Genomic DNA, 11965 nt, shown 5'->3' on the forward strand with positions numbered 1-11965 from the left:
TTGATCGTGACGGTGGTCGAGGACTGCACGGTGGTTCCGGCCGACGGCTGCTGACTGAGCACCTTGCCGGCCTGATCCGAGTTCAGGGTGATCTGCGTGATCTGCCGCACCTGGTTCACACTGCCCTGCCAGCCGCTCTCACGCAGTTTGTCGACGACCTCGGTGGCGTTCAGGCCGATGAGGTTCGGCATCGCGATCCGATCGCTCTGCGCGACCTGGACCGTGATGGTGGATCCCTTGTCGGCCGTGGAGCCGCCGGCGGGATCGGTGGACAGCACCTCGCCGCGCGGGCGTGCCGACTGCACCTCCTGCACGACGATCTTGAAGCCGGCGCCCTCCAGGTTCGGCTGGGCCACATCGATCAGCTGACCCACCACGTCGAGCACCCGGACCTGCTCCGGGCCGGAGCCCACGGTCAGCGTGATCTGACTGCCGGCGTCCATCTCGATTCCCGGGGACGGATCCTGGCCGATCACCTTGTCCTTGTCCTGCGCGCTCGACGGCTCCCGTTTCACGTCCGGGTTGACCTGCAGACCGGCGTTGTTGAGTTCCTGCTCGGCCTCCTGCCGGGTGAGACCGGTGAGCCGGGGCACCGGCACCTGCTGCGGCCCGGTGGACACCTGCACGGTGATGGTGCTGCCCTCGTCGGCCCGGGAGCCGCCCAGCGGCTGGGTCGCGATGACATTGCCGGCACCGATCTTGCCGTCCGGCTTCTCCTGGATGGCGACATCGAAGCCGAGAGAATCGAGCTTCTGCTCGGCCTCACTGGCGGAGACGTTCGAAACATCCGGCACCGCGACCTGGTCGGGACGACTACCCGGTCCCAGCAGCATCCAGAACAGCCCGAACGCCAGCGCGACGGCGGCGACCGCACCGGCCGCGATGAAGGCCGTCCGCCGGTTCCCGCCGTCGCTGCCGTAGTCGTCGTAGTCGTCGCGGTCATCGTCGTCGAGGCGGTGGTAGCCGCGCGACCCCGGATCCGCCGGGCCGAGCATGGTGGTGCGATCCTCGTCGGTCATCACCATGGGCGCGCCCGGTTTCTGCCCGCCCAGGACCCGGATCAGATCCGCGCGCATCTCGGCAGCGCTCTGGTAGCGGTTGGCCGGATTCTTGGCCATCGCCTCGAGGACCACGGAATCCAGCTCGCGCGGTACCCCCTCGTGTACCAGCGAGGGCAGCCGCGGATCCTCCCGGACATGCTGGTAGGCCACCGCCACCGGGGAATCGCCGGTGAACGGCGGCTCTCCGGTGAGGATTTCGAACAGTACGCAGCCGACGGAGTACACATCCGAGCGGGCGTCGACGGTCTCGCCGCGCGCCTGCTCGGGTGACAGATACTGGGCGGTGCCGATCACGGCCGCGGTGGCGGTCATCGGGTTGGCGGCATCGGCGATCGCGCGGGCGATACCGAAATCCATCACCTTCACCGCGCCGGCCCGGTTGATCATGATGTTGGCGGGCTTCATATCGCGGTGCACGATGCCGGCCTTATGACTGAAATCCAGGGCGGCGCAGACATCGGCGATGACCTCCATCGCCCGGCGCGGCGGCAGCGGGCCCTCGTTGCGCACGATATCGCGCAACGTATCGCCCTCCACGTACTCCATCACGATGAAGGGCAGTGGTCCCCCGTCGACCTCGGCCTCACCGGTGTCGTACACCGCGACGATGGCGGGATGGTTCAGTGCCGCGGCATTCTGGGCCTCACGCTTGAACCGCAGGTAGAAGGTGGGGTCACGCGCGAGGTCGGCGCGCAGCACCTTGATCGCGACATCGCGGTTCAACCGGAGGTCGCGTGCTCGGTGGACTTCCGACATACCGCCGAACCCGATGATCTCGCCCAGCTCGTAGCGGGACGAGAGATTCTTCGGGGTCGTCATGGCTGTCCTTGCAGATTAAAGGGCGGCATGGTGAAGGTGGGGCGGTCGTCTTCGGCCGGATCGTCATCGGGGAACTCGATCGGCGGGACCACCGGGCGACGGGTGGTGGTCGTCTCCTCTTGGGTGGTCTCTTCGGTGGTGGTCGGCGCGGTGGTGGTGGTCGTCTGCTGAGGAGTCGTGGTGGGCGGCTGTGTCGTGGTCGCCGGCGGCTGTGTCGTGGTGGTCGGCGCCGGAGTGGTCGGCTCGGGGGTCCAGACCGGAGGTTCGGTGACCTCGTAGGTCGTGGTGACCGGGGGCGGAAGCTGCCGGGTGGTGGGGGCGGTGGTCGACGTACCCGGCGCGGTGCCGTCGGGGTTGGTGTCACCGCCGAAGAGCAGCCACAGCACGGCCCCGCCCAGCAGCAGCGCGCCGATACCCAGGCCGATCATCCACTTCTGGTTCTTGTTGAGCCCGCCACCGGACCCGTCCCGGTAGCCGTCGGGATCGACCTCGTGCGCGCCGCCGCGGTCCATCGAGGTGGACGGGCCGACCATCGCCGTCGGCGGCGTGGTGTAACCGGCGCCGGGCGGTGTGGCGTAGCGCATCGTCGCGCCCTCGTCGTAACCCGGTTGCGGGGCCGCGATCACGCTGGTGGGGCCCGCCGCCGCGAGATTGCTGGGCGGGGGCGGGCGGCGGCCCGACCGCACCGCGGCCACCGCGTCGGCGAATTCGCCGCCGTCGGTATAGCGCTGCGCGGGATCCTTGGCCAGGGTGATCTCGACGAGCTCGCGCACGTTCGGAGGCAGGTCGCCGGGCATCGGCGGCGGTACCTCACGCACATGTTTCATGGCGACGGTGAGGGCGCCGTCGCCGGTGAACGGCCGTGTTCCGGCGAGGGCCTCGTAGCCCACCACGCCCAGGGAGTACACATCACTGGCCGCGGTGGCGTCCTCGCCGACAGCCTGTTCCGGCGCGATGTACTGCGCGGTGCCCATCACCATGCCGGTCTTGGTGACCGGCGAGGCGTCGACCGCCTTGGCGATACCGAAGTCGGTGATCTTCACCTGACCGGTCGGCGTGACCAGGATGTTTCCCGGTTTGACGTCGCGATGGACCACTCCCGCCTGATGCGCGACCTGCAGTGCGCGGCCGGTCTGCTCCAGCAGGTCCAGGCCCTGCACCACCGACAGCCGGCCGAGCCGGTTCAGCACATTGTTTAGCGGTTCGCCCTGCACCAGCTCCATCACCAGGTAGGCGGTCTCACCGCCCTGCGGATCGTAGGTCTCGCCGTAGTCGTAGATACCGGCGATACCGGAGTGGTTCAGCTGCGCGGTCGTCCGGGCCTCGGTACGGAACCGGTGCCGGAAGGTCGGATCGGCGGAGAATTCGGATTTGAGGACCTTGACCGCGACACGACGATCCAGCCGGGTGTCCAGGGCTTCCCACACCTGGCCCATCCCTCCGGTGGCGATCAGCCGCTGCAGCCGGTAGCGGTCCGCGATCATCGCGCCGTTTGTCAGCATCGGTTTCCCCGCAGATTCACTCGCACATCCATCTCGTTCAGCGACCTCGCAGACCTGCGTCCAGTACCGCCCGGGCAACCGGCGCGGCGACCGACCCACCGGTTGCCGCCAGCGCCCGGTCACCGCCGTTCTCCACGATGACCGCGATAGCGATCTTCGGGTTCTCGGCGGGGGCGAACGCTATGTACCAGGCGTGCGGCGGTGTATTGCGCGGATCGGAGCCGTGCTCGGCGGTACCGGTCTTGGACGCGATCCGATAGCCCGAGCCGCCGCTGCCCGCGGTGTTCTCCTCCGAGGCCACCATCAGGTCGGTCAGGGTAGACGCTACCTCCGCGCTCACCGCCTGCCCGACCGAGACCGGTTCGGTGGTGGACAGCTCGCTCAGATCGGGGTTCTGCAACTGGTCGACGAGGTAGGGCTCCATCCGCACACCGCCGTTGGCGACGGTAGCCGCGATGACCGCGTTGTCCAGCGGAGTGAGGGCGACATCACGCTGGCCGATACTGCTCTGCGCGAGGGCGGCGTCGTCGGGGATATTGCCCACGGAGCTCTCGGCGACCGGCATCGGGATGCCGCGATGCGGGCCGATGCCGAAGGCGGCGGCCTCGTCTTCCAGCGCGGCCGAGCCGACATCGACGCCGAGTTCCACGAACGCGGTGTTGCAGGACCGGCGGAACGCCTCGTAGAGGCTGGCGGTGGCACCGGAACCGCAGGTGCTGCCGTTGTAGTTCTCCAGCGTGGTGCTGGTGCCGGGCAGGGTGATGTTGGGCGCTGCGGTGAACTGGCTCTGCGGGTTGGCCTTACCGTTGGACAGCGCGGCCGCGGTGACCACGACCTTGAAGGTGGAGCCGGGGGGGTAGGTCTGCGAGATCGCCCGGTTGAGCATCGGCTGGTTCTCGTCGGCGCTCAGGCTCTCCCAGGCCTGGGTGCCCTGGGCGCCGTCGTGCCCCGACAGCTGGTTGGGGTCGTAGCTGGGCGTGGACACCATGGTCAGGATCTTGCCGGTGCTGGGTTCGATGGCCACCACCGAACCCGTGTAACCCTTGCTGGTGAGCTCGTTGTAGGCGACCTGCTGCATCGCGGGGTCGATCGTGGTGACCACATTGCCGCCGCGGGGGTCGCGCCCGGAGACGAGGTCCACCAGCCGGCTGCCGAACAGCTGGCCGTCGGACCCGTTGAGCACCGGATCCTCGGCGCGTTCCAAGCCGGTGCTGCCGTACTGCATGGAGTAGAAGCCCGTGACCGGCGCGTAGGCGGACGGATCGGTGGGATAGACGCGCAGGTATTTGTAGCGGTCGTCGGTGGAGACCGAACTCGCCAGGACCGCGCCGCCGGCGGAGATCTGCCCACGCTGGCGGGAGTACTCGTCGAGCAGCACCCGGGAGTTGCGGGGATCGGCACGGTAGTCGTCGGCCTTGATGACCTGCACGTAGGTGGCATTGAGTAGCAGCGCCACGATCATGGCCATGACCGCCATGGCCACCCGGCGTAGCGGTGTGTTCACTGGTGACCCCCTCGCGGTCGCGACACCATCACGGTCTGTGCTTCCGCCAGCGGCGCGGGGGCCGGTTCGCGGCGGCGGGCCGGGGCCGGTTCGCGGGCCGCGTCCGAGATCTTGATCAGCAGGGCCAGCAGGATGTAGTTGGCCAGCAGCGACGAACCGCCGTAGGAGACGAAGGGGGTGGTGAGACCGGTCAGCGGGATCAGTTTGGTCACGCCGCCGACGACCACGAAGACCTGGATGGCGATGGTGAACGACAGACCGGCCGCGAGCAGTTTCCCGAAGCTGTCCCGGATCGCCAGCGCGGTACGCATACCGCGCAGGATCAGCATCAGGAACAGGATCAGAATGGCGGCCAGGCCGATGAGCCCGAGTTCCTCACCGATGGTGGTGACGATGAAGTCGGTTTTCGCGAACGGCACCTGGGACGGCCGCCCGCTGCCGAGGCCGGTTCCGGCGAGACCGCCGGTGGCCAGCCCGAACAGCGACTGCACGATCTGATAGCCGGTGTTGTTGTAGTCATCGAAGGGGTGCAGCCAGGTTTCCACCCGAACCCGGACATGGCCGAACAACTGGTAGGCGAAAACGAACCCGAGCAGCAGCAGCCCGCCGCCGATGAGCAGCCAGCCGACGCGTTCGGTCGCGATGTAGAGCATCACCAGGACCGTGCCGAAGATCAGCAGCGAGGTGCCGAGGTCCTTCTCGAACACCAGCACGCCGATGCAGACGATCCAGACGGCCAGGATCGGGCCCAGGTCGCGGGCGCGCGGGAATTCCATTCCGAGGAAATGCCGGCCGGCCGCGGTGAACAGTTCACGTTTGGAGACGAGCACCGAGGCGAAGAAGATGATCAGCAGGATCTTCGCGAATTCGCCGGGCTGCAGGCTCAGCCCGGGCAGCCGGATCCAGATCTTCGCGCCGTTGACCTCCGACAGCGAGCTGGGCAGGATCGCCGGGATCGCGAGCGCGATCAGACCGACCAGCCCGAGCGTGTAGGCGTATTTGGCCAGGGTGCGGTAGTCGCGCAGGACCAGCAGGATCGCGACGAACAAGACGATGCCCAGCGCGGTCCACAGGATCTGCTGGTTGGCGTCGGGGGAGGGGATATCCCAGGAGTTGTAGGCCGCCGTCTGGGCGTCCGCCAGATCGAGACGGTGGATGAGCACCAGTCCGATTCCGTTGAGCAGCGCGACGATCGGCAGCAGCAGCGGGTCGGTGTAGGGCGCGAACCGGCGCACCGCCAGGTGAGCGACGGCGAAAAGCCCCAGATAGGCCAGGCCGTATTTGGCGATATCCCAGGTCAGCGACTGTTCTTGGCCGGCTTCGACCAGGAACAGCGCGGCCGTGGTGATGAACGCCGCGAACCCCAGCAGCAAAAGCTCGGTATTGCGCCGGTTCCGCGGTGAGGGCGCTGCCGCGAAACCGCCCGGGGGGCTCGGAAAAGCCCCGGCGGACGGTGGTGCCGGTGCGGACATCAGTCCGCCACCCGGCAGTTCTCCCCGGCGATCTGGGGCGCTGCGGTGGTCGTCGGCGCCGGCGCGGTGGTGGTCGGCGGTGCGGGCGGCGCGGGATTCTCGCCGTTGGCACCGGGCTCGGGTGCGGGCGAGGCCGGGGGCGCCGCCGGGGTGGGAGTCGGAGCGGCCGGCGGCGCGGGCGTCGGGGTCGTGGTGACCACGCCGGGCTGGGCCGCGGAGGCGTTCTTCTTGCAGACCGGCAGCAGTTCACGATCCGCGAGGACCCGCATCTGCTCCTTGGCCTTGTCCAGGGTTCCGGGCGGAAGGCCCCGTTCCACCTGGTCGCGACCGGTCTGCTCGAGATCGCCGACCTCGAGCACGCGGCAGTCCTCGGGCAGCGGTTTACCGCTGTCGACGAGGCTGAGCTCGTCCTTCGCGGTCACACAGCCCACCAGGTTCACCTCGTGGATGGAATATCCCAGGATCGAGCCGGGCAGGCCCTGCATGATGACGACGCTGTTGTTGTCCGCGCCCACGTAATAGTTGGAGCGGATCATCTTGTAGCCGACGACCAAGCCGATTCCGACCGCGAGCACCAATGCCAGGGCCAGCAGGACCCAGCGCAGTTTGTGCGATTTCTTCGGCTCGGGCTCGGGCTCACCCGCGGCCCGGCGCGGGGCGGCGGCGGGCGGCCGCATGGCCGCTGCGCGGCCGGCCGCGGTGTTCGGCGGCGGGTTGTCCTCGGCCTCACCGGATGCCGCGCCCGCGACGATCGGATGACTCTGCCCGTAGTCGAGGTCGATGACATCCGCCACGACCACGGTGACATTGTCCGGACCGCCGCTGCGCAGCGCGAGCTCGATGAGCCGGTCGGCGCATTCGTCGGTGCTGCCCTCGCGCATGGTGTTGGCGATGGTCTCGTCGCTGACGACGTCGGAGAGTCCGTCGGAGCACAGCAGGTAGCGGTCACCGGCGCGGGCCTCGCGCATCACCAGCGTCGGTTCGATCTCGTTGCCGGTGAGGGCACGCATGATGAGCGAGCGCTGTGGATGGGTATGGGCCTGTTCGGCGGTGATCCGGCCTTCGTCCACCAGCGACTGGACGAAGGTGTCGTCGCGGGTGATCTGGGCGAGTTCGCCGTCGCGCAGCATATAGGCGCGCGAATCGCCGATATGGACCATGCCGAGTTTCTTGCCCGCGAACAGGATCGCGGTGAGCGTGGTGCCCATCCCGTCCAGTTCGGGTTCTTCCTCGACCTGTTCGGCGATGGCGGAATTACCGGCGTGGGTCGCCCGGTTCAACTTGCCGAGCAGGTCTTCGCCCGGTTCGTCGTCGTCGAGGTGCGCCAGCGCGGCGATCATCAGCTGTGATGCCACTTCGCCGGCCGCGTGCCCGCCCATGCCGTCGGCAAGGGCCAGCAGGCGGGCGCCCGCGTAGACGGAATCTTCGTTGTTGGCGCGGACGAGGCCGCGGTCGCTGCGCGCTGCGTAGCGGAGAACAAGTGTCACGATCGGAGCTCGATCACTGTCTTGCCGACCCGGACCGGAGTGCCGAGCGGAACGCGGACTGCGGTGGTGACTTTGGCGCGATCGAGGTAAGTACCGTTGGTCGAGCCGAGGTCTTCGACGTACCAGTCGTCACCGCGTAGGGACAGCCGGGCATGTCGTGTGGAGGCGTAATCGTCGGTGAGCACCAGTGTGGAATCGTCCGCACGGCCGATCAGCACCGGTTGGGTACCCAGCGTGATGCGGGTACCGGCGAGAGAACCTTGAGTCACCACAAGATGTTTGGCGCCCTTCTGGCCCCGGCGCATCGACGGCAGCACCGAGGAACCACGCGGTCCCCGGTTCTGGAGCCGCACTCCGGAGGCCGCGTAGATATCACTGCGGAGGGTGCGCAGGATTGCCCACACGAACAGCCACAGCAGCAGGAGGAACCCGGCACGGGTCAGTTGCAGAATCAGGCCCTGCACGGCACTCCACCTCCTGTTCGACCGTGTGTCGGTGCCGTCGGAGTGGTGTGACCCACCCCTTGGCAGTGCTCGTCCCGGCGGCGCCCGGTATGGCGCCGCGAGCATGTTGGCACATCATAGGACCGTCGGACGAGACCGATCACGATTGGACCGCCCCATTATGGGAGAGGTGCCCCGTGATCCGCACGGCGAGCCTACGGCATCAGACAATACGGATAAGGATCTCGGAGTGCCCGGCGCGAATCACATCACCGTCGGCGAGTTGCCAGTCCTGGACCGGAGATCCGTTGACCAGCGTGCCGTTTGTCGAACCCAGGTCCGAAAGCATCGCGGTCTGGCCGTCCCAGCGCACCTCGATATGGCGGCGGGATACGCCGGTGTCGGGCAGCCGGAAATGCGCGTCCTGGCCGCGGCCGATGATATTGCTGCCTTCCCGGAGCTGATAGGTGCGGCCGCTGCCGTCGTCCAGCGCGAGGGTCGCGGAGAAACCGGGACCGGCGGCCGGTGCGTAGCCGGCCTGACCGTAGCCGCCCTGGGCGGCGTAGCCGGCCTGCTGGCCCTGCTGCTCGTAGCCGGGTTGCTGCGCGTAGCCCTGCTGGTCGTACCCCTGGTCGTAACCGGGCTGCTGGTCGTAGCCCTGGTCATACCCCGGCTGGGCGTAGCCCTGCTGGTCGTATCCGGGCTGTTGGGCGTAACCCTGCTGGTCGTATCCGGGTTGCTGGGCATAGCCCTGCTGGTCGTAGCCCTGGTCGTAACCGGGACGGCCCTGATAACCCTGGTCGTATCCGGGCTGCTGCGCGTAACCCTGCTGGTCGTACCCCTGGTCGTAACCGGGTTGCTGGGCGTAGCCCTGCTGGTCGTAGCCGGGTTGCTGGGCGTAGGCCTGCTGGTCGTATCCCGGCCGGCCGCCGTAGCCCTGCTGGTCGTAGGCCGCGCCACCCTGCTGGTAGTCGTAGCCGTTCTGATAATCCGGAGCGCCGTTGTAGGGCGCGCCGGGACCGTAGTCCTCGGGGTACGCGCCGTTCTGAGGCCCGCGTCCCGCGGGGCCGGGAGCGTACCCGCGATTGCGTGGATCGGACTCCGCGTGCTCACGGCTCGGGTCGTAGCCAGAGTTCTGCGTCATGGGGCCAGCTCCTGGTTGCGGGTTAGCGGGTCGTTGTAGCGGTTCCGGGCGGCGAGCCGGGGCAGCTCCGCGGCCGGCGTCTGGGTCGACGCGACCGCTCGTCCTGAACATTCCGGTGTGCAGCGTAGGGGATGCCTCGAACACCACGTGTACTTCGCCGTAGGTCTGCCATCCTTGATCGCGGATGTAATCCTGCAGATGTTTGGCGAAGGCACGAGTGGTGAGGTCGTGATCCGCGTCGAGTTGCCGGTGGTCCGACTCGTTGATCGTGATCACGTAATTGTTGGGTGCGAGCAGATGCCCGCCACCGAGGTCCTGGATCCTGTCGGCGGCCTCACGCTGCAGCGCTGCCTCGACCTCCTGTGGAACCACGTTCCCGCCGAAGACCCGGGCGAAGACATCACCGACGGCGCCCTGTAGGCGTCGCTCGAATCTCGAGACGAACCCCATCCGGGCCCTCCCTTCGGTGAGTCTCTCCTGTTTCTTTACGACGACACGCGAATACGGCGTGTCGCACTACGAGCACGTTCCCTGCATGATATCCACGTTCGGTTATACCTGTAACTACCGGAACGGTCGGGGAGTTCCCCCGGCGTGGTAACGGTTGCCCCGGTCGAGGTCAGCGTCCCGCCCGCGGGGCTGCGACCATGTGATTTCGTCTCGCGGTCACCTCCGTGCTACTGTCTGATCCGTCGCTCGGGCGAGTGGCGGAATGGCAGACGCGCTGGCTTCAGGTGCCAGTGTCCTTCGGGACGTGGGGGTTCAAGTCCCCCTTCGCCCACAACAGAAGCCGTGGATCGAGTCGGATCCACGGCTTCTCTGCATCTCGGGGTGTGGTGTACGCGTCTGCGGGCGCTCCGGCTCCGGGTGAAGTGAAGGCTGCGGCCCGTCGCTGAAACCAGGGCCGGGCTGCCGGGTGCGGTGTACGCGCTCCGGTCCCTGACCCCCTGCTGTCGAAGATTTATGCCTGGGTGAGACCAAGGTCACACTATCGATTTCCGGTTGCGGCGGCGCTGCTGACGTTTGCCCGAATCCGGTCGCCGAGTGACTCAGTTCACGTCCCGGAACGGCCTTGGTTAACTACCTCTCGGTCCAAGTCGGGCATCGATTCAGGGCTCCGGAAGGTTTGGACTCGATAAACAAACCCGAGGTATTTTTTGCCGCCGCGAGCGTCGCGGCAACCGTGTTAACCCTTCGCGAATGCCCTGTTCGGCGTGCAATCGTCCGAGTTAACGGCGGTTCGGGTGCTCGTCCGGGGGAGCTCGCCGGCGGTTGGGCGTAACCGTGGTTACGGATATGGCGGTGACCAGTAAAAACCAAATGTACTTGCATATGAAAGCACCGCTGTAAGCGTGCGGTCGCCTGCTGGAAGTTAGCTGGAACGGGTACCGGGAGGGGGTTTCCAGGTGTTTGCTGGCTTGCGGGTTATACCTGTGACCTCACTCGCAGCGGGTTGCGTAGCAATAACGATTGTGTAGAGTCGACGGTAACGCTGGCCGCAGCTAGAGCGGCGACTCGCTGCGGCCAGCGGAATTCAATCGGGGGAATTCTCACTGGTCATCCAGCCCACTTTGCTGCTACGTCACAAAATGTGACCTTTTCCGGTGTGCTCCGCGTTGTCTACCTGTTGTCCGATGCGTGCACTACGGGTGAACCGGAGGTCGCGGAGCTGTTCCTATGGGCCGCTCGGCGGCCGGCGGCGACGATATAGGCGAGGAAGGCGGCCTCGGCGAGTAGGCCGCAGGCGATGCGCGCGGGCGTCGGAAGCGCGCTCGGGGTCACGAAACCCTCCAGCAGCCCCGCTACCAGCAGGGTGGGCACCAATCCCAGGGCGATCGCGGCGGTGGTCCGGCCCTGGCGCGCGACCGCCTCGCCGCGGCTCGATGGCCCCGGGTCGATCAGGGTCCAGCCCAGTTTGAGGCCGGCACCGCCCGCGATGAAAATGGCAGTCAGTTCCAGCATTCCGTGGGGGAGCAGGAAGCCGAAGAACGAATCGAGGCGTCCCGCGTCGGCCATCAACCCGGCCGTCACCCCGATATTCAGCGCGTTCATGAAAAGCAGGTACAGCACCGGCAGGATCAGCACCCCGAGGAAGAGCGCCAGCGCCGACACCCAAGCATTGTTGGTCCAGACCAATGCGGCGAAAGCGTCGTTCGAATGCTCGGTGTAGTACGTCTCGAAGGCGCCCCCGGGGGCGGTCAGCGCGGTGGTGTCCCCTTGCAGCCCAAGTGTTTCCCGTGCCGACGGGTCCACCGAGATCCAGGTGGCGAAGCCCGCCGTGACACCGAGGAAGCCCACGGCCACCCCGAGCCACCATCCGAACATCCGGTACACCGCGGCGGGGAAGACATCGGTGCAGAAACGGGCGATCTCGGTCCAGGTATTGGGCGCGCTGCCCACGATCCGGCCCCGGGCCCGGGCCAGGACGGCACTGAGACCCGCGACCAATTCGGGTTCGGGGCTGTGGGTCTGCAGCCTGGCCAGCTGCTGCGAGGTGCGCCGGTACAGCAGCACCAGCTCGTCGGCTTCGGCG

The 11965-nt window shown here is 67.4% G+C and carries 8 protein-coding genes and 1 tRNA gene; 1 reads left to right on the forward strand and 8 read right to left on the reverse strand.

Going from position 1 to position 11965, the window contains the following annotated elements; all coding sequences use genetic code 11:
- From pknB to ACWDU1_RS20530, 7 genes are all read right to left on the reverse strand, one after another.
- The coding region (gene pknB, locus ACWDU1_RS20500; RefSeq protein WP_450000602.1) for a Stk1 family PASTA domain-containing Ser/Thr kinase at positions 1–1880 on the reverse strand (1880 nt) is incomplete at its 3' end.
- The gene (locus ACWDU1_RS20505; protein WP_450000604.1) at positions 1877–3382 is read right to left on the reverse strand and encodes a serine/threonine-protein kinase; all 1506 of its coding nucleotides are present in this window, start codon (positions 3380–3382) and stop codon (positions 1877–1879) included. The genes ACWDU1_RS20505 and pknB, both read right to left, overlap by 4 nt.
- 37 nt (positions 3383–3419) lie before the next feature.
- Positions 3420–4886, reverse strand: coding sequence for a peptidoglycan D,D-transpeptidase FtsI family protein (locus tag ACWDU1_RS20510; protein WP_450000606.1), 1467 nt, complete (start codon positions 4884–4886; stop codon positions 3420–3422).
- Positions 4883–6358, reverse strand: a complete 1476-nt coding sequence (locus ACWDU1_RS20515) for an FtsW/RodA/SpoVE family cell cycle protein (RefSeq protein ID WP_450000608.1) — start codon at positions 6356–6358, stop codon at positions 4883–4885. Before ACWDU1_RS20515 ends, ACWDU1_RS20510 begins: the two co-directional genes overlap by 4 nt.
- Positions 6358–7845 carry a PP2C family protein-serine/threonine phosphatase gene (locus ACWDU1_RS20520; RefSeq protein WP_450000610.1) on the reverse strand — a complete coding sequence of 496 codons (1488 nt, stop codon included), beginning with the start codon at positions 7843–7845 and terminating at the stop codon, positions 6358–6360. Before ACWDU1_RS20520 ends, ACWDU1_RS20515 begins: the two co-directional genes overlap by 1 nt.
- Positions 7842–8309: an FHA domain-containing protein FhaB/FipA gene (locus ACWDU1_RS20525; protein WP_450000612.1), complete on the reverse strand. Its 468-nt coding sequence runs from the start codon at positions 8307–8309 to the stop codon at positions 7842–7844. The genes ACWDU1_RS20520 and ACWDU1_RS20525 overlap by 4 nt, the downstream gene beginning before the upstream one ends.
- A 202-nt stretch (positions 8310–8511) precedes the next feature.
- Positions 8512–9882: an FhaA domain-containing protein gene (locus ACWDU1_RS20530; protein WP_450000614.1), complete on the reverse strand. Its 1371-nt coding sequence runs from the start codon at positions 9880–9882 to the stop codon at positions 8512–8514.
- A 248-nt stretch (positions 9883–10130) separates the two neighbouring features.
- On the opposite strand from ACWDU1_RS20530, the gene ACWDU1_RS20535 reads away from it, so the two are divergent.
- A tRNA-Leu gene (locus ACWDU1_RS20535) sits at positions 10131–10213 on the forward strand.
- Between the two features lie 839 nt (positions 10214–11052).
- On the opposite strand, the gene ACWDU1_RS20540 is transcribed toward ACWDU1_RS20535, so the two are convergent.
- Positions 11053–11965: stage II sporulation protein M (locus ACWDU1_RS20540; RefSeq protein WP_450000616.1), on the reverse strand; the 913-nt coding region annotated here is incomplete at its 5' end.

The organism is Nocardia sp. NPDC003345, assembly GCF_053589395.1.